This is a genomic window from Pseudomonas sp. LJDD11 (assembly GCF_024584215.1).
Taxonomy (GTDB): Bacteria; Pseudomonadota; Gammaproteobacteria; order Pseudomonadales; family Pseudomonadaceae; genus Aquipseudomonas.
In genome coordinates this window covers 25356-48576 of sequence record NZ_JANJFL010000036.1, presented here as the reverse complement: position 1 = coordinate 48576, position 23221 = coordinate 25356, and the positions used below count along the sequence as shown (strand labels likewise).

Here is a 23221-nt window from a genome sequence, read left to right as displayed (position 1 = left end):
AAGAAGGCGAAAGCCCGCGTCCAGCGCATTCACTCGCGCATCGGCAATGCCCGCCGCGACTACCTGCACAACAGTTTCTCAACAAACTTTCCCGGATTAGCGCTCTACTATCCGAGTCGGCAACAGGTGTTGCCTAAACTTCGCGCATTCAACGACCATGTGTTGGCGGGTAGATCGTGATGGAGGCGTGTGATCAATGTTTTGTAGGTGACGTTAATTAACGGTTCACTCGCTCGAATCGCGCGCATGGCGTGTTTGGCCGTTTGCTTAACGACATCAGCTACGCCGTGGCGTCTTTCGTAGCTGATGTCATGTCAATGATTTCAGATCAGGTCTTACTTTTTGGCCGCGTCTCTTGCGGCTTGCAACCATTGATCAAATTCACTGCGATGTTCAGCGATCCACTCTTGGGCATGACGACGGATATCAGCAGGCTTGTTCTCACCTTGCTGCATTTTCATGTTTTGCGCGCTTTCATCTGCAGCGTTGATGTGCACGCGTTTGAAGAACGCCAGCGCCGCAGGGTTTCTCTCGGCAAATTTACGGTTTAGCGTCGAGTAGGCATTATCAATGATGAATCCCAGATTCCTGCCTTCGTACCAGGTATTCCCTTGCGTTCCATTTGGCAAGTCGGTTTTCGGGACCTCGAGCCAGACCACGTCCTTGCCTTCCACGAGTACGTTGGAGATCCACTGCGGCACCCATGTGTAATAAAGGACAGGCTTGCCAGCGTTGTAGCGGGCGATCGTGTCAGCCATCAATGCAAAGTAGGAACCCTGATTGACATTGACCGTTTTTTTCAGGTCATACGCCTTCATATGGTGAGCAATGATCAGCTCACAGCCCCAGCCGGGGTTGCAGCCGGTTAAATCGGCTTTGCCATCGCCATCGGTGTCGAACAGTTTGGCAATGTCTGGCTTTTTAAGATCGTTGACCGATTTTATGTTGTAAGCGTCTGCGGTTTTCTTGTCGATCATGTAGCCTTGCAGGATCCCCTCCATGAAAATACCGGCTTTTACCATGTTCTCATCACCACCCGCTTTCTTGTAAAAGCTGGCGTGAAGATTCTCTACCATCTGTACGGTGAAATCGGCGTCTCCATAGGCCACTGCTAATATCATCGTGGCGTACTCGGTTTCCTTGGGTTCCTGAACGTTGTAGCCAAGTTCTTTGAGCCCGGCGATGGCAATCTCGCCGCGGAAACGTTCTTCGGCAATGGTAGGGAATGCACCGGTGACCTTCACACCCTCACCGGGTTTTTCGGTAGATGCATGGCCAGATATTGAGGCCGCAGCAAGTACAAGTACTGAGGTGCATTGAATGAGCGTGCGAGAAAAACTGGACTGATACTTCATGGCATACCTTCTTCTGGTTATTGTGTTCAAGTACGGCAGATTTAAAGTGTCGAGTGTATTTCTTATGCTAAAGCAGCCTCTTGGTGTTGTACGATGCAGAGTGCGAATCAGGTGTGGCAGTGTATTCATGTACGCCCGTGTTTATTGTCAGTAACAGGTTAGTGCAGAAGCAGAATGTCAGAAGGACGCTACAGGCTCCCCGAAGATACCCTCCTCTGGCACAACGCCCAAACCGAATCCCTGCGGAACTTTGATATGACCATCTTCGACTCGGATGCCATTTTTCTGGTCGAAGTTACCTTCGATCATTGGCGCTGCAATCCAGACACCGTCCAGCAGCTCAGGAGCGACGGTCGCGCCGATTTGCGTGCAAGCGGCAGCTATGAGGTCGCCGCCCCAGGCGTCGTCGCAGGTATGAGGCAGGTTGCGCGCGGCACAAATATCACGGAATGCCCGCATCGGGTGCAGACCACCCAGCGCAGTCACTTTCATTCCGAAACCGTCGACCAGACCGGTTCCTGCCACAGTGATTGCCGTGTTGATGCTGGTACAGCTTTCATCCATGTACATCGCATGGCTGATTTGTGAGCGAATTTTCTGGAAGTCTTCGATGCTTTCGCATGGCTGTTCGAGGATGAAAGGCACATGCGCGCACTCACGACAGAGCCTTAACGTATCTCGGGTAGTAAGGCCACGATTGGCGTCGACAGCGAGCTTGATTCGCGAACGCCCTACGGCCTCCCACACCTTGTTGATAGCAGCGATGTCCTCCTCGATGGGCCTGCCTCCGAGTTTAATTTGCAAACGGGGATAACCCTGATCACGTTTTTCGATTGCCAGGCGAACCGATTCGTCAGGGTCGCTGATACCGACAACTGAATAGGAGGGTACGCGATCGGTGAGGGCGCCCCCTAGAAGCTCGCAAACGCTGAGCTTTAAATGTTTGCCCAGTAGATCATGCGCAGCAAGATCAATAGCTGCTTTTGCATAGCTGTGGCCTTTGAGTAATTTATCCATGCGACGGTGAAGCGGGACGGGCAGCAGCTCAGTGCCGATGAGCCCTTTCGCCATTTCTGTCAGGGCTGCTATGGCGCCCAGCGAATGTGACTCGGCGAAGATCGGGCCGACCGGGCAGGTCTCTCCCCAGCCAATCAGTCCATTGTCGGATACAACTTTGACCAGTGTCGTTGTTAACGAATAGATCACTCGGCCGGCCATGGTATAGGGGCCATCCACAACGGGCAATTCATGTGTGTAAATATGGATACTTGCGATTTTCATTGTTCAACCTCTGGGATGATTAAAACCAGCTTGCCGATGTGGGTCTTGGTCAAGAAGTCTTGTTGCGCCTGATGAATTTCATTTAACGGATAGGTTTTGGCAACGACAGGGCGTATTTCGCCAGACTCGACATATGACACGAGATTAGTAAAAACTTCATCCTCTTGAAATGTGCAGCCATAAAGCGTGAGGTCCTTCAAGTACAGGGTTCGAAGGTCTATCTCGGTGATGGGGCCAGCAATGGCTCCGGCAATAGCGTAACGGCCTCCTGGTCGCAGAACACGTAAAAGTGTTGGCCATTCGTTTCCGCCAACCACATCTATTACGACGTCTACAGCATGCTCGCCTAATGCCGAGATCAAGTCAGTATTGCGATCAATGATGCGGTCAGCCCCCAGTGCCTTAACGTCAGAAGCCTTGGCAGCTGAGCATTGTGCGATAACGGTTGCGCCGCGTCGTTTGGCTAATTGAACGGCCGCTGACCCCACCCCTCCTGAAGCCCCGGTAACCAGAACGGTTTCTTTAGCTACCTTGGCCCGGTGCAACATGTTTTCTGCCGTTGAATATGAACAGGGGATCGAGGCGAGCTCGGCGTCGCTCCAGTCGCATTCCACCTTGAGTGTCTCTTTTGAGGGCGCCACAGCAAACTGGGCAAAGCCACCGTCACACTCGCTGCCAAATGTCCAACACTCATAAGGCCTGTGGTCAACATAGGTACGCAAAAGATTGCTGACGATAACACGCTCGCCTATACGAGAAGCCGCTATCCCTTGACCGACGGCCACAATATACCCGCAGCAGTCGGCGCCTTGAATTCGCGGAAACTCAAGCGCTGAACCCGACCATGAGGCATCGTCGCCGTTCACACTTTCGAAGCCGGTAGCGCCCCCGGACCCGGTATCGCTGGTGATGGATTTGGAATACCAACCTATCCGGGTATTAATATCTGTATTGTTCACAGCGGAGGCGCGCACATTAATCAGTACCTCTCCGGCGCCAGGTTGTGGCACAGGAACATCTGTCCTGTATTCCAGTTGCTCAATCCCGCCAAGGCCATTGAGTAAGACTGCATGCATCGTGGTGGGTAGGAGGGTTGACATAAAATCTCCAGAGAATTGAGTTGTTTAACAAAGTGCTTTGATTTTACGGGGGCACACGCCGCACCGAGCGTTAACAAAAAGTGAGGCAGGGCTGAGTGTGGTGAGCATCGTAGTGCGCTGTTTTTAAGCACCTTGGACGCGTCAGGTTCGATCGGATTTTTCAAGAGTCGTTGATGTTTTCTCGCTATCCTAGGGTGATGTCGCCGACCGTGAAAATCGATATTTTATATAGGCTAATCATGACCTGCTGTTATGGGTTGCCGGAGGTTTTTGCTGAGGTGAGGGAGTCAGTGCGGGCCATAACGTATTGCTCTGGGAACACGATGTCGCAGACCTATAACCCTGGGTTATCAATAGCCCGCAGTAAAAGTTTCTGTTTCGATATTTGCATGGCTATTAACATTCCGCCACGCTCAGGCGCATCCATTGCTGGGTTCTGTATAAAAAGTCTTGCCGTGGCGCGAGGTGTCACCAGGGTCGACATAAGCCAGAGGCGGTCTATAAGTGATTGTTGTGACTTGCCATAAATAAAAAAATTGGGGCCTGCATGAATATCAAGCAAAAGCTGACGGGTGCGTTCGCGATCATCGCATGCCTGCCCATTATTGTTGTGGCAAGTGTGGTCGTCGTTAATCTGCGTAGCGAAGCGACGCAAAGCTTTTTCGATCACAGTGGGCGCGAAATAGGCCAGATCGAGAACGCTATGCAGTTGTTCTTCGAAAGTATTAGCCAGAACATCGATTATCTTTCCTCTGATCCATTGATTGCCACTGCAGGTGTTGGCCTCAAAAGTTCTTTGACCCCTGAACTGGCGAGCCTGCCTGAGTCGGACGCGGGCAAGAGCATCATTGCGCTGTTTGATCGCGTAGCGAAAAGCCACCCGTCTTACTCCTATATCTCTTACGGTTTGGCCAACGGCAGTTACGCGTTCTGGCCCGACGGGCAGAGCCTCGGCACCCACTACGATCCTCGTGTCCGGCCTTGGTACAAAACGGCATTGGAAAACCCGGGCAAAACAGTGCGCACCGATGCCTATTATTGGGCCGGCGATGACGCAGTGATGATTGCGACGGTACGCGCCATACCTAATAGTCTGGGTAATCCGGGCGGGGTAATGAGCATTGATGTGACGCTCAAGCAACTGACCAACATCGTCAAACAGATCAAGCTGGGTCAGACTGGTTACCTGATGCTGGTGGAGGATAACGGCAACGTGCTTGTCGATCCCAGGCAGCCTGAGAATAACTTCAAGAAGCTTGGTGAGCTGGGGAGCGGGCTTAATGAGCTGGCCAAGATATCAAAAGGTCTGACTGCGGTAGAGATCAATGGTGAGCGTTATATGGCCAATGTCTATCCTGCTGAAAAGCTTGGCTGGACGTTTATCGGCCTGATCAAACAGGACGAAGTCATGGCAGCAGCCAATGAACTGACCTGGCTGATCGGTATTATCACTGCTGTGCTGGCGGTAGTCTTTGCGGGGCTGGGAGCGACTTTCGCCAGTTTCATCGTCCGCCCGATCCGTGGTGTGTCGAGCGGTCTGGAGGGCATTGCTCAAGGCGAAGGCGATTTGACCGTAACTCTGGCCGTGCGTGGCAACGATGAGACGGCCCAATTGGCTGGCTGGTTCAACCAGTTTCTGGACGCTATCCGCAGCTTGATCCAGCATATATCCAGAGCCGCCAGCAGTATCCTTGTAGCCTCGCACAGCGCTACTCAAGTTTCAGGCAATATGTCACAGGCCGCGAGCCGCCAGCGTGAAGCGGTGGATATGGTGTCCACCGCTTTCCATGAAATGGTCGCCACAGCAAACGAAGTCGCGCGCTCTTGCAGCCAGGCTGCTGAGTCGGCAGATACGAGTCAGCAGCAGGCACGCGATGGCCAGCGGCAGATAGACGATGCGGTGGAAAGTGTGGATCGCCTTAGCCAGGAAATTTCCCGTTCTGCGCAGGATATGACGCAGTTGGAGAAAGACAGTAATGACATCCAGTCAATCCTGAACACCATTCGTTCGATTGCCGAGCAAACCAATTTGCTTGCCCTTAACGCGGCCATCGAAGCAGCGCGTGCGGGTGAGCAGGGTCGCGGCTTTGCCGTCGTTGCTGACGAGGTCAGGGCCTTGGCAAAACGCACCGCAGACTCTACTGCCGAGATCGACGGCTTATTGGGCAATCTGGCCCGCCGCACTGCTTCAGTGGCTCAACAGATGCATTCTAGCCTTGAGGTTTCTGAGCAGTCGGTGAGCAAGATCGGCCAAGCCCGTATCAGCTTTGGCCAGATTCGCCAATCAGTAGACGTCATCCGTGACATGAATACCCAGATCGCTACCGCCGCAGAAGAGCAGCATCAAGTGGCTGAAGACATCAATCGGCATATCAGCCAGATTCATGGCGATGCACAAACGATTGTTGAGCTGGCGCAATTGGCGCGCATTGACTCTCAAAGCCTGGCATCGCTATCCAGCGAACTGGACGGGTTGGTACAGAAGTTCCGGACCTGATGGTGAGTTTGGAATGACTGATCTTGCTGATCCGCTCAGATGGACTACGCGCGCTGGCAGCCATTACGTTGAAAGAATGGCTTCAACCGTGAACCATTGCAGTTGCTCAATGGCTCAGCCCGCATTCGAAACATCTTTACGGCTGGAGGCGGGCTAGTTGTACCGGTCAGCATGTGCCAATCTTCAGCGAAGCCAGCATCCGGTTCCAAAATCCGCTCAGGCGTGCTGCCACGTCCGGAATAATCTCCGGCATGTCTTCCCAATGCACGCAGGACTTGTCGCGCCAGTGCAGCATTAGCAGTGAACTGCCGCGACCGATCGGCACGGGTCGGGTTGGGGCTGGATAAATCAGCAATAGCGGTCTGGCTGGTCATGGCGGACTCTTGGCTGGAGGAACACATGGACGTTTGCGCGCGGCAGAGCGTCTGCAAGGTGTGTTCAGCGTAAGGAGCGCGCCAGCGCCTGTCTTGCGAAGTAAGGGTGTGGACTATCGCGTTTCGGGCATTGGCCTGCGTGGTCACCGGAGTCAGTCACCACTCCCAGACTTTCTCGGTGTATTGCGCGGTGGGCGGCAGGGCCGTTTGCAGAAAAGTCAGGTATTGCTCGAACAATGCCTTGTTGGGGAAGCGGGTCTCGAAGCCCACCGTCGGGTTCTCTACATGCAGGACGATGATTGAATATTTACGGTCCACTGTGACCAAGTGGTACTGCGACCAAGGCTCGCTGGTGTGATGCTCGGCAGGGGGTGGCTGCCAGTTTTTCAGGCGCATTAGGGTCGGTAAGGAAACGATGAAAAAAATGAGGAAGGGTAAAAAAGACATGAAGTAGATGGCGGCGCCGATCAATGTCAGGATGGCGAAATTTGCAAAGGTTTTGAAGAAAAAGCGGGTGTGGGGAGAGTGTTTTAATTGCTTTGTTTCTTCGCCGTGTGAGGTGTGGATGATGTATGAGAATTGTGTTTTTCTAAGCATCTCGTAGGCAAATGCACATGAGAAAATTGTAGTGACGATGAGTCCGGTTATCCATAGATGAAATGTGTCGTCATGATTATCTATAAAAACCCAGGTTATAAAGCTGCATTGAGCTAGCCACGCCAAAAAATAGGTAAAGACAAACTTTGCTTTCTCGTTCGGTGGGGCGTCAGTACGACGGTCTGACCATGTCATTCTTGTGAGGGGTTGATTGTCTTTTAATGTGGGTTCAGAGGTTGATATATGATCAGTCATGCTTCATTTTCGAGTGTGTCAGTGGGTGATTATATTTGGTTTCAGGGAGCAATGATCAGAGGCAGAGCGGTCGAGCGAGAGGTATCTTTCATTAAGGTTTTAGGTTTTAGCAGCCCGTCAATGGCGCTATTGGAATGCGGTGATATTTCCATTTGATACAGGTATCCAGTGTCCTCAGGGGATGGGTGGTAAGCGTCAATGGGATACCAGATCTGTAACTCTAGAAAGTCCGCCTCTGCGTCTAGTGGTACCCAGGTTTGCCAGATGACGTCATCATCGGCGGGCAGTAACGGGAAGTGGAGTATTGGGTATTTGAATACAGGTTGATGGTTGTCAACTTTGTCCCAATGTTCAAGATTATAAAATAGACCATTTTCCTGAAACGTCTCTCTGATAGGATGCTTGCCGGGTTTTATTGGTAGGAGTGGCAGGGGCCTGCCGCTACTCATGGCTTCAAATAGAACGAGGGTGCCTCGTACAGCACTCGGAAACTGAATCTGTACCCAAGCCCCGTTCTTAAGCTTAAGATGCGAGTCCGCCATGCCCATGTAGGTCCTTTCGTGGGTGCTTTTTACGAGTACCCGAGGCGCCAATTGAATCTCATAAAAAGCACGTTGTTCGTCTGCATGACCCTGTGGCGTTTCGGGGTATTGAGCTTTTGGGGTTATTGACCAAGTGCATTTTCTCAGCCAATACCCGACAGAGTCCTGTTTGGTTTTGTTAAGGGCAATGCTTCCAAGTAGGTAAATAAAGCCGCCTATAAAAATAAAGGCTGAAAATAAGCCGCCCATCACAAAGGCGGCTGATATTCTAAGTCTGCTTGCGATTGTTACTGCCGAAAGGGCATGTGCAATTGCACCGCCGCCCATCATGTAAATGCCATTCGCTTTTTTTGTAATGGCATCTCTTTCTTCGTCTGATTTTGCATTCGTGTAATCATCGTTCAGATCCCATAGCTCAAGAGATGCTGCAGCGATGCCCAGAGCACCCATGATGAGTAAACGTGATCTGAATTCTTTAATTGCATGGCTCCAATGCGTATTGCCTTGTGCTTTCCAGAAAGCCGCAGACCGCTCCAGAATCGATACGTTTTTCCGGTTAATCATCACCGGCTTGGCGTTCTTGACAACCTCCCACGGTGCCTCGACATATACCGCCATCAATAGATTCAGTGTGTAGCCCAGGCTGTAACCCACCTTGACCAGGTCTTTGTTGTTGAGCTGTCCATCCCGGCTGACTTCCTCCCAGACCAGGGCGGTGTTGATGAAATTGAGCATGATCACGCCCCATGCGATACCTGAGCCGTGCAATCCTGTTTGTTGTACCCAGCGCCTGGCCTCTGCATTCCAGTGTTTGGCAATGTCTTTGCCGGAGTGGAAGAAATCATGGATCTTGTCGCGCAGCAGGCGTGCGTACTGGTTGTCTTGAAAGTCGATGATCAGCGGTAATTTCAGTTCGTGAGCGCGTAACCGGTCACGTTCCTGTTGCAAGAGGCTTGAAAGATGTTTGCGCTGTCCACGTTCCTGCGGGGAGTTCCAGTGCGAATACAGGGTGCGCAGGTTGGCGTTTAATCTGTTCCAGTTGGCATGCCATGTCCTGACCTCGCTTCCTATCCGGGCATCGATCACCAGCCGTTGCGGGGCATTGCCCAGAACCAGCCCGATCAGCAGGCTGCGCAGCAATGCTGGCAGATCCTTGCGTTTACCCATGGCCCGCTGGCTGTCGATGGGCAGCCAAGCCATCAGAATGGCTTCGGCGGTCTGTTTGCCCGCGCCTCGGGCCAGTTCGCGCAGGGTGTTGAAGGTATCGCGGGCCGGTTGCTGCAGCGCTTTCATCCAGGCGGTATCGGCAAAGTCCGGGTGGTTGAGCACTGTATTGAGCTCGCCGAGGCGGGTGGCGAGGTTGGTCAGGTCGTTGAAGCCATTGAGCAGTTTGTCTGCTTCGGCCTGCAGCGCCTCCTTGAGGGCCGGGGAGAAGCCATATCGCAAGGTGCCGAACAAGGTTGAGGCGTTCTGCTCCTGATCGGCCAGCCATTCGTTTGCTCCCTGGCTTTGCGTAAGGATGCTCAGCAACTCTTCAAAGCTGTTCTGCAGGAGTAAAAGGTGCTTTGGATTACCGGTATCGCAGTGCAGGCGCAGCGGTTCCAGGCCGATCTGGATCGCCCACTGCTTGATGTCTGCCTGGGTATTCTGGACTTGCCGCAATAACCGGTCATGTTCTGGCTGCTGCTGCATGATGTGTTGCCGTGCAGCCTTGAGATCGACCTCGCGGCGCCACTTTTTTCGGTCTTGCCAGGCTTGCAACTGGTCCTCAGGAACCTTGCCGTAACGCTGGATCAGTTCACGGTGCATCCGTGCCGATTTGATTTCCGATACCAGGCTAAAACTTGAAGTCGAAGCACTGCCGGCCAGTGATGCCTGGTCGATGAGCCTTTCCCTGAAGTAGGCCTCCACGTCGAGCAGGTATTGTTGCCTCAGGGCCGGATCGTCCCGAACTGACTCGGGCAGACTGGCGGGATCATCGCTGACGCCGCATAGCTGACTCACCGTGCTGGCCATGCGAAGCTTGTGTTCATGTTGGCTCAGCCAGCTCTGGTAAGCCGCCTGGTCTGCCAATAATTGCATGCCGAGGTCTTCGAGTATGGACAGCGGCGCATCCAGAGCGATCAGCAATGAGCTGTCCTTGTCCTCGACACTGCCCAGCCAATGCACATCGGCGCCCAGTGGCACCCATGGTCTACTACCGTCTTGCCGGTTAAAGGGTGGCTGCGAGCTGGGAAGTGCCGAGTCGCTGAAGCGCAGGTCCTCATTCACCTTGCAAGGGTCGATATCGGCTACCGCACTGGCAAGCTGTGCGAGCGGTAACGTGTCAGGCTCGTTCAGGGTGATGCAGTAGCTGCCCAGGTCCAGGCGTTTCATCCACTGGCTGCGACCGACCGCGTTCGAGCGCATGTGCTCGCAGATACGCCAGGTCCATTGCAAGGGGGCATAGGCAATGTGTAGCACGTGGTTACGCGGGTAAAGCAGGAAGGGCTGGGAGTTGGCTGCGCCGCTACGCTCATCCTGGCCCAGATGGGCTTGGGTCCAGGTGATACGCGCAAGGTGAGCATCGCTGGCCGTGTAGAGGTATTCGTGTAGCGTCCCGGCGGTTTCGTCGTATACGTACACGTAACCATCGTACAGTTGGCGCAGTGTGTAGGTGCGGCTCTTCAGGGGCGGCAGGCGTGCCCATTTACCGGCTCTGGCCAGCGGCTTGAGGGCTTCGGGCGCCGGATCGTAGCGCGAGCGGTCCAGAGCGTAACGTACCGGGACGATAGCAATGTTCGGCCCTTTGAACGGGCACAGGCTGGTTCCGGACAGTGGTCTTTTGTCGAACTCACTGGCGCAACGTTGGCGAGCGGTTCCATATTTTCTGGTCATGAGCGTCCTGCGGCATCAAGGGTAAAGCAGTGAAGCGCGAGCGCTGGATAGTGCCTGCTCAGGTCCGCAGAGCGCTGTAGGAGAAGTGGAGAGACTTGGTAGGACTCGGCCTGATTACAGAGGGAATACCAGCCAGTTTGCGTAGGTGATTAACCTCGGATGCGCTGTGTCTGTGGCATGATCGCCCGTGGCAAAGGCGCAGGCTCTCTGCGCCGCCAGCCCAGAGTCATACATTTCTCACTGGATACTGCGAATGCAATGGCAGCCGGTTTTCGAAAATCCGCTGATCGATAAAGAGGTTCGCGCACTGAGCGCTGATCAGGCCAGGCGCCTGTTAGCCAGTTATCTGTACCGTCAGTTCAGGTTGGTGCGCAGCTTTGATCAGCGCTATCAAAGCAACCTGCAGGACCTGTTTGTGCGTCAACTCAGCGTTGCTGTTGCGGGAAGTGCGGCGGGCGTGGAGCTTGGCATTGGCGAAGTCTATGCCGCGATTCCCGACACTGACGAGTATGCGCAGCAGGAGGGTGCCTATGCCCAGAACCTGATGATTGCCTTGTGGTATCTGCTGTCGTTCGCTCATGAGCCAGACACCGAGCTTTTACAGGCGGCGGCCAATGCTGCGCTAAATAATGTCGACCTGCTGAACCATGAACTGGACGAGCATTACGACGAGTCAGCGGTGGTGGCCCGGGAAGTGGTGGTCGTCAGGCAGATGCTGCGCCGCATGCGCGCGGGCGCTGCCTGCTCAGGGGATGTTGCGGTGGATATTGCAGATTTGGCTGGCGGTCTGGCGCTTTGAGCGCTGCATTGGTGGATTGTTGCATCCAGCTTGCTCGACTGAAGACTTTGATATTGAACTCAAAGACGACCATCGGCATCACTGGCGGCTTGAGCAATCAAATCGTGAATCTCGACGGTTACCGCAGGCTCACCTTGCCGAGACCTCACAGTTTCAGCAAGACGCATATTGTCGATCAACTCCAGCATGGCTGCGTAGCGAGCTGGGGGCACAGCGTAAAACGCTGGTTTGTTTCGGTATGGCGTTTGATTTGGCTGGGGAGGCGACGCGACGCTATCGAGCTGAACCGCCAACGCGGTGAGAGTGGCCGCTCGGCGCTCCGTTTATCGGAGTGCTGAACCACAACGAAGAGGGCGGCACATTTGCAATAGATGCAAGAACATTACCGGCCTCTTCGCTACCAAGGTAGCTCCCACAGAGGTATGCAGGGTGTAACCGAACAGTATTGGGCTTAGCGACGGTCATCAGACCGCAATGACCCGAGCACCCGGTTCCATAAGCCGGGCTTGCGTACAGGCAGGTGAGGCAGCACCTGCGGCATATCTTCCCAACGCACCCAGGACTTGTCGCGCCAGTGCAGCATCAGCAGCGAGCTGCCCAGCCAGTTCAGGCGGCTCAGGCACGGTTCGTCACCTGAGCCGTCATCCAGGCGGCGCAGTTGCGGCAGCACTTCATGGGCCAGCCATTGGCGCAGGGAACGGTTCTCGGGGATGTAGTGGTGAATCAGCAGGGCATAGACGCCCGATTCGCTGACCAGTACGCACTTTTCCAGACGGCCATGAGCCTCTACCCAGCCCATGCGGCGCTGGTCGGGATCAAGCTTGACGGTGGCCCGCTCATCCAGCCGGGCGCCCATCATTCGCGAAATATCGGGCAGACAGAACCATGCCTGGGCATCGCGGTAGACGGCGCGCAGCAGACGGTGGTGGCGGAAGAAGAGGACGGCTTCGAAATGGTCATGGCACGGGGCCGTGGGATCTAACGTATGCATATTCAAGTTTCCTTTTAGCGTAAAGGCCACCTGAAACCCGTCGCCAAACGAGTAAGGGTGGCGGCTGTGCGCGGGTTGGCGAACCGAGGTAAAAGGTAAACCCGGCAGACCCGAAGGTCTCCCACGCACAGACGCCATAACACGGACGATAGACGCGAGAAAACCCGCAATCGTCACGCAACGCTGCTTCACCAATTACCTTTCGGGTCGCCAAACCCGACTCACCGATTTGGCGGCGAGCGGCGCGCAGGTTAGCTAAACACGAGGGATAAGAGCAAGTGCTGGCCAAGTGGGCCGGCCAAGGTATCGCTGCTGAAACCAATCCTGACGGGATAAGGACCGCGCACCCGTCGGCAAGCCAACCCCCACCGAGTACGCGTGATACTCCAGTAGTGGCTAATACGCCGATTTGGTGAGCGTCGTCGGCCAGTGCTCCGTTACCCAGCGAGGGCTATGGCATGCCCACAGACAAACCGAACGACTTGCAGGGCCCCATGGAGCCGCCTACCGGCCTACCGAACAGTTTTATGTTTAAACCTCAAGCCCGCGCAAACTGCTTGCGGTAGCTGGTCGGGCTGACCCCGACCAGGTTGCGAAAATGCCGTCTGAACGACTCTTCCGATCCAAACCCGGTCTTTTCCACCACTTCACTGAGCCGCACCCGCGACGATTCCAGCAGTTCCTTGGCATACGCCACGCGCTCGCCCAACAGCCAGTCATACGGGGTCAGGCCGGTGCAGTCCATGAAGCTGCGGTGCAGGGTGCGGGTGCTGACCGCGGCTTTGTCGGCCATGTCTTTGATGGTGATGGGGCGTTGCAGGTCGCTGCGGATCCAGTCCATCAGGTTGGAGATTGGCGCGTCGCTGGTGCTGACCAGTTGCCGGGTGGCGTACTGTGACTGGCCACCCTCGCGGTGTGGCGGGATGACCATGCGCTGGGCGACCATGTTGGCGACCTTGGCGCCGTGGTCCTTGCGCACCAGGTGCAGCATCATGTCCAGGCCGGCCGCAGAACCGGCGGCGGTGACGATGCTTTCTTCGTCGACATACAGCTCGTTGGGCTGGATGGTCAGTTCCGGGTACATGCTGGCCAGCAGGTCGGTAAAACGCCAGTGGGTGGTGACCCGGTGGCCGTTGAGCAAGCCTGCAGCGGCCAGCACGAAGGCGCCGGTACAGATCGAGCAGATCCGCGCGCCGCGCGCATGGGCGGCCTGTAACTGGTCGATGAGCTTTTGTGGCACTTCGGACTCAACCCCGCGCCAGCCGGGCACGATGATGGTGTCGGCATTTTCCAGCAACACATCGCCCGCCGTCGGCGTGATGGTGATACCGCCAGCAGCGGTGATCGGCCCTTCGTCCACAGCGTAGGTGGCGAACTCGTACCAGGTTACGCCCAGCTCCGGGCGCTTGAGGGCGAAAACCTCAACCGTGCAGCCGAATTCGAAGGTGCACAGCTGGTTATAGATGAGTGCGACGACGAGATGATTCTTCATGGCGCGATGTGACCGGATATTGGCGTTACCGACAGTAGTTGCGTCTGATGCTACTCAGTAATCTGGCCCCTGTCACTGCTGTGCAGTTTTTACCAAGGGAGCCCGCCTCACATGACACTCAATATCGGCATCTACGTGTTCGACGACGTCGAAGTCCTGGACTTTGCCGGTCCCTACGAAGTGTTTACCACCGCGACCCGCATGCATAGCCGCAACAGCCGCGACGACAAGCCGCTGTTCAACGTGTTCACCGTCGGTCGCAGCACCGCGCCGGTGCGTGCCAGGGCAGGGCTGAAGGTCGACCCGGACTACTCGATCCATGATCACCCCGGCATGGACTGCCTGATCGTGCCGGGCGGGGTCATCACCGCTGAGCTGGACAAGAAAGACGTGATCAACTGGATCAGCGATCAGGCGATTCCCAGCCGCCTGGTGGCGTCGGTGTGTACCGGTGCATTTCTGTTGGCACAGACGGGCAAGCTGAACGGTCGGCAGGTTACCACCCATTGGGAAGATATCGCTGACCTCAAGGAAATGTTTCCTGCCGTCGATGTACTCAGCACCCTGCGCTGGGTCGATGAAGGCGCGTTCATTACCTCGGCCGGTATTTCTGCCGGTATCGATATGAGCCTGCACCTGGTTGAGCGCCTGCACAACCGTGCCCTGGCCGAGCGTACTGCGCTGCAGATGGATTTCGACTGGACCGAGAACGACTGAAACGCTCACTTGCTGCCCGGCGCCGCCGGGCAAGCTCGCGCCATCTGCTACAGACTCTCGCGGATTAAGCTCGCACGCTCTGGCCTGCTCGCCGTTGTCACGACTTCGTCCGGGGCGCGGGTCACTCAGCCAGCTTCCTTACCCATTGCCTGATTACAGGCCTGCGTCCCCTTGCCATGCAGAGTGCAGGAACCATGAAAACCCATTTCTTCAAGATCGTTCAAACCGTCGCGCAGCATGGCTCGTTCTCGGAAGCCGCCGCTATCCTCGGTTGCAGCCAGTCGAACATCAGCTACGCCATCAAGGAAGTCGAAGACTACTTCGAGAAACGCCTGTTCATTCGCAGCCGCACCGGCTGCACCCTGACCCCGGAAGGGCAGATCATCACCCAGAACCTGAGCAATATGCTGGCGACTCTGGAGCAGCTAAAAAAAATGGAGTCAGTGGCCGTGTAGCCATCCATTACAGCACCCATGTCCAGGAGACCAACCTCGGGGCATCTCTGGACTTTCTCGCCCGCAACTACCCCGATATCCAGTTGAGCGTGTTGCATAGCAACGACCCGCATCCCAGCCTTGACCCCTTGCAGCGTGAGCTGGCCGATATCCTGATTCTGCCCAGCACCGTGCTTGACGAGCAGCACATCGAACACCATCGCTGGTCAGACCACTACGTGCTGGTCATCGCCCGCCACCTGTGTAAAACCGCGCCGCCCTTGAGCGATCTGGCGCGCTCGGTGCGCTACGTCGCCTGGCGCCATCCCGGCCAGGAGCGGCTGCACAGCCAGATGGCCAGCGCGCAGTTACGCCTGAGCCATCGCGGCGAACTAAGCTGCCTGGACACGTTGCTGGATCTGGTGATCAAGGGCCACTGCCTGACCGTCTTGCCCAGTGCGCTATTGCCGGTGCCCAACCCCGGCCTTGAATACCTGACCTTGCCGGTACCGGTCACGCGGCGAATCAGCGTGGTGGCGCGGCCCACCTCATTGCTGTCCAGCGCGGCGACAGTGGTGATCGACGCGTTGAAAAAGTCTTCGGTGTTTCAGGCGCGCGGCAAGCAGACGGCAGACGCGGTCTGACAAACCCGATGCAACGAATACTGCCGACAGGGCTCATACACAGTAGGCAAGATTTCATGGGGCCGACGGCCCTGGTCATACCACTTTGAACGGACCAATGGACGCCATGACGAAACCGGACAAGCAGTATGTGGACTGGCTGGTCGACCAATCGATGCTCAATGCGGCACGCCAACGGGCCAAGACCTATGGCGGTCAGGGCCGGCTCTGGCAGCGGCCGTTTGCCCAGGCCCGGCCACGCGACGCCACGGCGATTGCTTCAGTATGGTTCACCGCCTATCCGGCCTCGATGATCACTCGCGACGGCGGTTCAGTGCTTGAAGCCTTGGGCGATGAGTCGTTGTGGCGGGCGTTGTCGGAGATCGGTATTCAGGGCGTGCATAACGGGCCGTTGAAGTTGTCGGGGGGCTTGCAGGGTTATGAGCGCACCCCGAGTGTCGATGGCAACTTCGACCGTATCAGCTTCGGTATCGACCCGGACCTGGGCGATGAAGCGCAATTGCTCAATCTCAGCCGTATTGCCGCCGCGCACAATGCCGTGGTGGTCGATGATGTGATTCCGTCGCACACCGGCAAAGGCGCGGACTTTCGGCTGGCCGAGATGGCCTACGAGGATTATCCCGGCCTTTACCACATGGTCGAAATACGCGAAGAGGACTGGCCGTTGCTGCCCGACGTGCCTCAGGGCCGTGATGCAGTCAACCTACTGCCGGAAACCGTCGATCTGTTACGTGACAAGCATTACATCGTTGGTCAGTTACAACGGGTGATCTTCTTCGAGCCGGGGGTCAAGGAAACCGACTGGAGCGCCACTGATGTGGTGGTCGGGGTAGACGGCAAGGCCCGGCGCTGGGTGTACCTGCACTACTTCAAGGAAGGCCAGCCATCACTGAACTGGCTTGACCCAAGCTTTGCCGCGCAGCAAATGATTATCGGCGATGCGCTGCACGCCATCGATGTGATGGGCGCGCGGGTGTTGCGGCTGGATGCCAACGGTTTTCTCGGGGTAGAGCGCAAGCTTGAAGGCGGGGCCTGGTCGGAAAGCCATCCGCTGTCGATCACCGGTAACCAATTGCTCGGCGGCGCGATCCGCAAGGCCGGCGGCTTCAGCTTTCAGGAACTGAACCTGACCGTCGATGACATTGCGGCGATGTCCCATGGCGGCGCCGACCTGTCTTACGACTTCATCAACCGCCCGGCCTACCAGCATGCCTTGCTGACCGGCAGTACCGAATTCCTGCGTCTGATGCTGCGCCAGGTGCATGCGTTCGGCATCGACCCGGCCTCGCTGATTCATGCCTTGCAAAACCACGATGAGCTGACTCTGGAGCTGGTGCATTTCTGGACCCTGCACGCCCACGACACCTACCACTATCAGGGCCAGACCTTTCCGGGCAACATCCTGCGTGAGCACATCCGTGAAGAGATGTATGAGCGCCTGGCGGGTGAGCATGCGCCGTACAACCTCAAGTTCGTCACCAACGGTGTGTCCTGCACCACGGCGAGCATCATCACCGCGGCGCTGGGCATTCGGGATCTTGAAACCATCAGCGAGGACGATATTCGCCAGATCCAGCACATCCATCTGCTGCTGGTGATGTTCAATGCCATGCAGCCCGGGGTATTTGCGCTGTCAGGCTGGGACCTGGTCGGCGCGCTGCCGCTGGCTGCCGAACAGGTCGAACACCTGATGCGCGATGGTGATACCCGCTGGATCCATCGTGGCGCCTATGACCTGGTGGACCTTGACCCGCAGGCCGAGCAGTCGCGGGGCGGGATGCCCAAGGCGCGGACCTTGTACGGCAGCCTGGCCGAGCAATTGCAACGGCCAGACTCGTTTGCTTCGCAACTGAAAAAAATCCTCGCGGTGCGCCGCGCCTACGACATTGCGGCCAGCAAGCAGATTCTGATTCCCGATGTCGAACACCCCGGCTTGCTGGTCATGGTCCACGAACTGCCCGCCGCCAAGGGCACCCAGATCACGGCGCTGAACTTCAGCAACCAGCCGATCACCGAAACCCTGCACCTGCCGGCAGATATCATTCCTGGGCCGGTGGTGGACATCATCAACGAGCGGGTCGAAGGCGACCTGACCGAGCAGGGCGAGTTCACCATCAATCTGGATGCCTATGAAGGCCTGGCACTGCGGGTGGTGAGCAATCTGGTATGAGGATGCGGTGCAGCCGGGGATTCGTGATTTAATACCCGGCTTTGATCAATTGTTTCCAGAAAAGGCGGTTATGGACACAGGCGCACGACTCAAGCTGGTTCGCGAAAGCCACAAACTGTCACAACGCGAGCTCGCCAGACGCAGCGGCGTGACCAACGCGACCATCTCGCTGATCGAGCAGAACCGCGTCAGCCCCTCGGTCAGTTCACTGAAAAAACTGCTCGAAGGCATTCCCATGAGCCTGGCGGAGTTCTTCACCTTCGATCAGCCGCCGGGGCAGGTCAACGAGCGTTATGTGTTCCGCGCCGGTGACCAGCCCGACCTGGGCCGCGACGGCCTGCGTTTGCTGTTGATCGGCGCCACCCTGCCAGAGCGGCAAATGCGCCTGCTGCGCGAACTCTACGCGCCCGGCGCAGACTCCGGTGACGAACCGATCGTGCATGCCGAAGGCGAAGAGTGCGGCCTGGTAACCCGCGGCACCATCGAGCTGACCATTGACGGCCAGATCCACACCCTCGGCCCCGGTGACGGTTACTACATCCCGACCACCTTGCCCCATCGGTTTCGCAACATCGGTCAGGACGAGGCCGAAATCATCAGCGCCAACACGCCGGCGAATTTCTGAACGCTGGTTTTCCAGCGGACGTGTGCCGTGCTCAAAAAGCAGCTACGACGCCAGCTCGCCGGGAGATCACCCGTCGCCCCAGCGCCGCGCTGTCGCGCAGTAAACACAGGGCCCCGTAGGAGCAGCTTTAGCTGCGAAGCCTTTGGAATGCTGGGGGGGCATGCACAATCAGATCGAGGGGCTTTCCCTGAACCATCGATCCATTTCCATTTGCCAGCCTCCTGTCGGCTGGTTACTGTGCAGCCATCCAGTGTCTCCTGACCGCCCCGCACTCTGGTAGCCGCGCTTGAATTCCGCCGTATCCCCAGCAGATCCTGTTCCCGTCAGCGGCACCCGCTACAGCGTCGCGGTACGTGCCTTGTGTGAATTCACCGCCAAGACCGGAGACCTGGACCTGCGCTTCACACCATCACCCACCGCCCAGGAAGGGATTGTCGGCCATCAGAAAGTAGCCGCCCGGCGCGGCGATCGCTATCAGACCGAACTGAGCCTGAGCGGCGACTACGGCGCGCTGACAGTACGCGGCCGCGCCGATGGCTATGACCCGGTGCTGCGTCAGCTCGAAGAGGTCAAGACCTACCGTGGTGATCTCGCCGCCATGCCCGATAACCACCGGCAATTGCACTGGGCCCAGGCCAAAGTGTACGGCTGGCTGCTGTGCCAGCAACTCGACCTGCAGCAGGTCACGGTGGTGCTGGTGTACTTCAACGTGGTCAGCGAAAAAGAAACCCCGATCCGTCAGGTATTGAAGCGCAAAGAGCTGCAGGCGTTCTTTGAGCACCAGTGCCAGTTGTTCATCGCCTGGGCCGAACAGGAGCTCCGGCATACGGCCACCCGCAATGCGGCACTGACCGCGCTGACCTTTCCTCATGCCGAGTTTCGCGCCGGGCAGCGGGTATTGGCCGAGTCGGTCTATAAAGCCGTGAGCACTGGCCGCTGCCTGATGGCCCAGGCGCCTACCGGCATCGGCAAGACGCTGGGCACACTGTTCCCGCTGCTCAAGGCGATGCCCGGCTGCGGCACTGAAAAACGCGGGCTGGACAAGCTGTTGTTCCTCACCGCCAAGACCCCCGGCCGGCAGTTGGCGCTGGACGCGCTCAATACCTTGCAACGGCACACGCCGCAGTTACCGCTGCGGGTGCTGGAACTGGTGGCCCGCGACAAAGCCTGCGTGCACCCGGACAAAGCCTGCCATGGCGAGGCCTGCCCGTTGGCCAAAGGCTTCTATGACCGGCTGCCTGATGCGCGGCATGACGCACTGCAACAGCCGTGGCTGGATCAGGCCGGGGTGAGGGCGGTGGCGCTGGCGCATCAGGTTTGTCCCTATTACCTGAGCCAGGAACTGGCGCGCTGGGCCGATGCGGTGATCGCCGACTATAACTACTGGTTCGACCTCAATGCTCTGCTGTTCGGTCTGGCCCAGCTCAATGGCTGGCAGGTGGCGGTGCTGGTGGACGAAGCTCATAACATGGTCGAGCGTAGCCGGGGCATGTACAGCGCCAGCCTGGACCAACACACGCTGGCCGAGGTGACGTCGAGCGCGCCGGACAAGGTCAAAAAAGCCCTGCAACGGCTCAACCGTCAATGGAATGCCTTGAACAAGGACCAGCTCGCCGCGTACCAGGCCTATGAGCAACCCCCGGTGAAGTTTCTCACCAGCCTGACCGGTTGTATCACCGCCCTGAGCGAGCACTTCAACGACAACCCGCAACTGGCGGTCGACGCTACGTTACAGAACCTTTATCTGGAGCTGATTGGCTTTGCACGTATCGCCGAGCTGTTCGATGAGCACTTTCTGTTCGATATCACCCGCCGTGACATTGGTCGCCAGCGCAGCCGCTCGCGACTGAGTTTGCGTAACGTGGTGCCGGCGCGCTTCATTGGCCCGCGCTTGCAGGCGCCGCGCAGCACAGTGATGTTTTCTGCAACCCTCAGGCCGCAGTCGTTCTACAGCGACCTGCTGGGTTTGCCGACCGGGACGGTGTGGATCGACGTCGAGTCGCCATTCGACCCCGACCAGTTGCAGGTGCAGATCGTCAGCCGCATTTCCACCCGCTACAACCATCGCCAGGCATCACTGGCGCCGATCGTCGAGCTGCTGGCCGAGCAGTATCGGGCACGGCCTGGCAATTACCTGGCGTTCTTCAGCAGTTTCGACTATCTGCAACAGGTGCTCGAGCTGCTGCGCACGCTTCATCCGCAGTTGCCGGTGTGGAGCCAGGCCAAGGGCATGAGCGAGGCCGAGCGCCAGGCTTTTGTGCAACGCTTCACCCCGCACAGCCAGGGCATCGGTTTTGCCGTGCTCGGTGGCGCGTTCGGTGAAGGCATCGACCTGCCAGGGGCACGCCTGATTGGCGCCTTTATCGCCACCTTGGGGCTGGCCCAGCTCAACCCGGTCAACGAGCAGTTCAAACAGCGCATGGCTGCCTTGTTCGGCGCGGGCTACGATTACACCTACCTGTATCCGGGGCTGCAAAAGGTTGTGCAGGCGGCCGGGCGGGTGATCCGCACCCGTGACGACCGCGGCGTGGTGATGCTGATCGACGACCGCTTTGCCGAGCCCCGCGTGCAACGGTTACTGCCGGAGTGGTGGCGGCTCAATTAACTCAACGGTTTGGTGAATCAAAACCGAGCAAGCCAGTCAAAGTGCCAGTAAACTGCCGCTTGCTATTGTTACTGCGGCACCTTGTAGGACCGGCTTTAGCCGGGAAGGCTTCGCAGATGAAACACATCCCCTAGTCGCTCCTACAAAATTGCAGATATCTACCCTTTGGAGGTTGCATGAGTATCAGTCCACTCGCCGGCAAGCTGGCGCCCGAGCACCTGCTGGTCGATATCCCGCGGCTGGTCACGGCCTATTACACCGGCCAGCCAGATGCCTCGGTAGCCACCCAGCGCGTGGCCTTCGGCACCTCCGGGCACCGCGGCAGCTCCTTTGAACTGAGCTTCAACGAATGGCACGTTCTGGCCATCAGCCAGGCGATCTGCCTGTACCGGCAGAGCAAGGGCATTGACGGCCCGCTGTTCCTTGGCGCTGACACCCACGCACTGTCGACCCCGGCCGCTGCCACGGCGCTGGAAGTGCTGGCCGCCAACGGCGTGCAGGTGATGATCTCGCACAACGACGAATACACCCCGACGCCAGCGGTGTCCCACGCGATTCTTTGCTACAACCGCGGGCGCAGCAGCGGCCTGGCTGACGGCATCGTCATCACCCCGTCGCACAACCCGCCGCAGAGCGGCGGCTTCAAGTACAACCCGCCCAATGGCGGACCGGCCGACAGCGACGTGACCAAGTGGATCGAAAACAAGGCCAACGAACTGCTCGCCGAGCGGGTGGTGGGGGTGTCGCGCATCAGCCATGAGCAGGCACTGCGCGCCGACACGACCCATCGCCATGACTACGTCAACACCTATGTGGCGGACCTGAGCAGCGTTATCGACCTGCAAGCCATCCGCGATGCCGGTCTGAAGCTGGGCGTTGACCCGTTGGGCGGCGCTGGCGTGCGTTACTGGCAGGCGATTGCCGAGCATTACCAACTTGATCTGGACGTGGTCAACCCGCATGTGGACGCGACCTTCCGTTTCATGAGCGTCGACTGGGACGGCCAGATTCGTATGGACCCGTCGTCCAGCCACGCGATGCAGAGCCTGATCGGCCTCAAGGACCGTTATCAGATCGCGTTCGCCTGCGACCCGGACCACGACCGCCACGGCATCGTGACCCCGACGGGCGGCCTGATGACCCCCAACAGCTATCTGGCCGTGGCCATCGACTACCTGTACCAGAACCGTCCGCAATGGCGCGCGGATGCCGCCGTGGGCAAGACGGTGGTCAGCAGCGGCCTGATCGACCGGGTGACGGCACGTCTGGGCCGCCAACTGTACGAAGTGCCGGTGGGCTTCAAGTATTTCGCTGACGGCCTGTTCAACGGCAGCCTGGGCTTTGGCGGCGAAGAGAGCGCCGGCGCGTCGTTCCTGCGCCGTGACGGCAGCGTCTGGAGCACCGACAAGGATGGTCTGATTCCGGCCTTGCTGGCCGCCGAAATGACCGCCCGCAGCGGCCTGGACCCGAGCCAGCGTTACGCGGCGCTCACCGCCGAACTGGGTGAGCCGTTCTCGACCCGCGTCGACGCCAAGGCCAATCCGCAGCAAAAAGCCGCGCTGGGCAAGCTGGCACCCGAGCAGGTCAAGTCGACCGAGCTGGCCGGCGAGCCGATCCAGCAGGTCCTCAGCCATGCGCCGGGCAACAACCAGGCCATCGGCGGCCTCAAGGTCATGACCGCCAACGGCTGGTTTGCGGCACGCCCGTCGGGCACTGAAGACATCTACAAAATCTACGCCGAAAGCTTCATCGGTAACGATCACCTGCAGCGTCTGGTCGGCGAAGCCCAGGCCTTGGTCGACGAGGCCATCGCTGTACGATGAGGTGACGTTCGGGCGGTGCGGCCCATACCGGGCCGCCCGCCAG

17 protein-coding genes and 2 pseudogenes are annotated in these 23221 nt (G+C 57.7%); 11 read left to right on the top strand and 8 right to left on the bottom strand.

What is annotated here, in order from left to right:
- Positions 1–180 (top strand): annotated as a pseudogene (locus tag NRB16_RS26940) (hypothetical protein); the annotation flags it as partial.
- A 155-nt stretch (positions 181–335) separates the two neighbouring features.
- Here NRB16_RS26940 and proX read toward each other — a convergent pair.
- The 3 genes from proX to NRB16_RS26925 form a co-directional block, all read right to left on the bottom strand.
- The gene (proX, locus tag NRB16_RS26935) at positions 336–1355 is read right to left on the bottom strand and encodes a glycine betaine/L-proline ABC transporter substrate-binding protein ProX (RefSeq protein ID WP_257107361.1); all 1020 of its coding nucleotides are present in this window, start codon (positions 1353–1355) and stop codon (positions 336–338) included.
- Positions 1356–1532: 177 nt separating this feature from the next.
- Positions 1533–2636, bottom strand: a complete 1104-nt coding sequence (locus NRB16_RS26930) for a mandelate racemase/muconate lactonizing enzyme family protein (RefSeq protein WP_253118161.1) — start codon at positions 2634–2636, stop codon at positions 1533–1535.
- On the bottom strand, positions 2633–3736 hold the full coding sequence (locus tag NRB16_RS26925) for an alcohol dehydrogenase family protein (RefSeq protein ID WP_253118162.1): 1104 nt from the start codon (positions 3734–3736) through the stop codon (positions 2633–2635). Before NRB16_RS26925 ends, NRB16_RS26930 begins: the two co-directional genes overlap by 4 nt.
- A 547-nt stretch (positions 3737–4283) precedes the next feature.
- Here NRB16_RS26925 and NRB16_RS29880 point away from each other — a divergent pair.
- Positions 4284–5375, top strand: a pseudogene (locus NRB16_RS29880) (cache domain-containing protein); the annotation flags it as partial.
- A 90-nt stretch (positions 5376–5465) separates the two neighbouring features.
- On the top strand, positions 5466–6233 hold the full coding sequence (locus tag NRB16_RS29875) for a methyl-accepting chemotaxis protein (RefSeq protein WP_373568514.1): 768 nt from the start codon (positions 5466–5468) through the stop codon (positions 6231–6233).
- A gap of 44 nt (positions 6234–6277) precedes the next feature.
- Here NRB16_RS29875 and NRB16_RS26915 read toward each other — a convergent pair whose 3' ends face one another.
- The 3 genes from NRB16_RS26915 to NRB16_RS26905 form a co-directional block, all read right to left on the bottom strand.
- Complete coding sequence (locus NRB16_RS26915; protein ID WP_257107359.1) at positions 6278–6607, bottom strand: hypothetical protein; 330 nt, start codon at positions 6605–6607, stop codon at positions 6278–6280.
- A 156-nt stretch (positions 6608–6763) separates the two neighbouring features.
- Positions 6764–7459: a hypothetical protein gene (locus tag NRB16_RS26910; protein ID WP_257107358.1), complete on the bottom strand. Its 696-nt coding sequence runs from the start codon at positions 7457–7459 to the stop codon at positions 6764–6766.
- A gap of 41 nt (positions 7460–7500) precedes the next feature.
- Positions 7501–10878, bottom strand: a complete 3378-nt coding sequence (locus NRB16_RS26905; protein WP_257107357.1) for a toxin VasX — start codon at positions 10876–10878, stop codon at positions 7501–7503.
- A gap of 253 nt (positions 10879–11131) precedes the next feature.
- On the opposite strand from NRB16_RS26905, the gene NRB16_RS26900 reads away from it, so the two are divergent.
- Positions 11132–11677 carry a hypothetical protein gene (locus NRB16_RS26900; RefSeq protein ID WP_257107356.1) on the top strand — a complete coding sequence of 182 codons (546 nt, stop codon included), beginning with the start codon at positions 11132–11134 and terminating at the stop codon, positions 11675–11677.
- A gap of 451 nt (positions 11678–12128) precedes the next feature.
- On the opposite strand, the gene NRB16_RS26895 is transcribed toward NRB16_RS26900, so the two are convergent.
- Entirely contained in the window at positions 12129–12668 is a 540-nt protein-coding gene (locus NRB16_RS26895) for a Bro-N domain-containing protein (RefSeq protein ID WP_257107355.1), read from the bottom strand.
- A 538-nt stretch (positions 12669–13206) separates the two neighbouring features.
- On the bottom strand, positions 13207–14160 hold the full coding sequence (ftrA, locus tag NRB16_RS26890) for a transcriptional regulator FtrA (RefSeq protein WP_045490751.1): 954 nt from the start codon (positions 14158–14160) through the stop codon (positions 13207–13209).
- Positions 14161–14271: 111 nt separating this feature from the next.
- Here ftrA and NRB16_RS26885 point away from each other — a divergent pair, with 111 nt between their 5' ends.
- The 7 genes from NRB16_RS26885 to pgm all read left to right on the top strand — a co-directional run bounded on the left by NRB16_RS26885 (position 14272) and on the right by pgm (position 23178).
- Positions 14272–14877: a DJ-1/PfpI family protein gene (locus tag NRB16_RS26885; protein ID WP_253142897.1), complete on the top strand. Its 606-nt coding sequence runs from the start codon at positions 14272–14274 to the stop codon at positions 14875–14877.
- Between the two features lie 194 nt (positions 14878–15071).
- Positions 15072–15332: a LysR family transcriptional regulator gene (locus NRB16_RS26880; protein ID WP_045490755.1), complete on the top strand. Its 261-nt coding sequence runs from the start codon at positions 15072–15074 to the stop codon at positions 15330–15332.
- 2 nt (positions 15333–15334) lie between these two features.
- Entirely contained in the window at positions 15335–15955 is a 621-nt protein-coding gene (locus NRB16_RS26875) for a LysR substrate-binding domain-containing protein (RefSeq protein WP_253142905.1), read from the top strand.
- A gap of 106 nt (positions 15956–16061) precedes the next feature.
- Positions 16062–18125 carry a maltose alpha-D-glucosyltransferase gene (gene treS / locus NRB16_RS26870; RefSeq protein WP_253142896.1) on the top strand — a complete coding sequence of 688 codons (2064 nt, stop codon included), beginning with the start codon at positions 16062–16064 and terminating at the stop codon, positions 18123–18125.
- 70 nt (positions 18126–18195) lie between these two features.
- On the top strand, positions 18196–18750 hold the full coding sequence (locus NRB16_RS26865) for a cupin domain-containing protein (protein ID WP_045490757.1): 555 nt from the start codon (positions 18196–18198) through the stop codon (positions 18748–18750).
- Between the two features lie 286 nt (positions 18751–19036).
- A complete protein-coding gene (locus tag NRB16_RS26860) occupies positions 19037–21355 on the top strand; it encodes an ATP-dependent DNA helicase (RefSeq protein ID WP_257107354.1) in 2319 nt (772 codons plus the stop codon).
- Between the two features lie 176 nt (positions 21356–21531).
- Positions 21532–23178: a phosphoglucomutase (alpha-D-glucose-1,6-bisphosphate-dependent) gene (gene pgm / locus NRB16_RS26855; RefSeq protein WP_045490760.1), complete on the top strand. Its 1647-nt coding sequence runs from the start codon at positions 21532–21534 to the stop codon at positions 23176–23178.
- Positions 23179–23221: the final 43 nt, after the last annotated feature.

What these genes read in the sequence shown, in the direction of transcription:
- proX (WP_257107361.1), bottom strand. Translation starts at nt 1,355, where the DNA reads ATGAAGTATCAGTCCAGTTTTTCTCGCACGCTCATTCAATGCACCTCA.
- NRB16_RS26930 (WP_253118161.1), bottom strand. Translation starts at nt 2,636, where the DNA reads ATGAAAATCGCAAGTATCCATATTTACACACATGAATTGCCCGTTGTG.
- NRB16_RS26925 (WP_253118162.1), bottom strand. Translation starts at nt 3,736, where the DNA reads ATGTCAACCCTCCTACCCACCACGATGCATGCAGTCTTACTCAATGGC.
- NRB16_RS29875 (WP_373568514.1), top strand. Translation starts at nt 5,466, where the DNA reads ATGTCACAGGCCGCGAGCCGCCAGCGTGAAGCGGTGGATATGGTGTCC.
- NRB16_RS26915 (WP_257107359.1), bottom strand. Translation starts at nt 6,607, where the DNA reads ATGACCAGCCAGACCGCTATTGCTGATTTATCCAGCCCCAACCCGACC.
- NRB16_RS26910 (WP_257107358.1), bottom strand. Translation starts at nt 7,459, where the DNA reads ATGACTGATCATATATCAACCTCTGAACCCACATTAAAAGACAATCAA.
- NRB16_RS26905 (WP_257107357.1), bottom strand. Translation starts at nt 10,878, where the DNA reads ATGACCAGAAAATATGGAACCGCTCGCCAACGTTGCGCCAGTGAGTTC.
- NRB16_RS26900 (WP_257107356.1), top strand. Translation starts at nt 11,132, where the DNA reads ATGCAATGGCAGCCGGTTTTCGAAAATCCGCTGATCGATAAAGAGGTT.
- NRB16_RS26895 (WP_257107355.1), bottom strand. Translation starts at nt 12,668, where the DNA reads ATGCATACGTTAGATCCCACGGCCCCGTGCCATGACCATTTCGAAGCC.
- ftrA (WP_045490751.1), bottom strand. Translation starts at nt 14,160, where the DNA reads ATGAAGAATCATCTCGTCGTCGCACTCATCTATAACCAGCTGTGCACC.
- NRB16_RS26885 (WP_253142897.1), top strand. Translation starts at nt 14,272, where the DNA reads ATGACACTCAATATCGGCATCTACGTGTTCGACGACGTCGAAGTCCTG.
- NRB16_RS26880 (WP_045490755.1), top strand. Translation starts at nt 15,072, where the DNA reads ATGAAAACCCATTTCTTCAAGATCGTTCAAACCGTCGCGCAGCATGGC.
- treS (WP_253142896.1), top strand. Translation starts at nt 16,062, where the DNA reads ATGACGAAACCGGACAAGCAGTATGTGGACTGGCTGGTCGACCAATCG.
- NRB16_RS26865 (WP_045490757.1), top strand. Translation starts at nt 18,196, where the DNA reads ATGGACACAGGCGCACGACTCAAGCTGGTTCGCGAAAGCCACAAACTG.
- pgm (WP_045490760.1), top strand. Translation starts at nt 21,532, where the DNA reads ATGAGTATCAGTCCACTCGCCGGCAAGCTGGCGCCCGAGCACCTGCTG.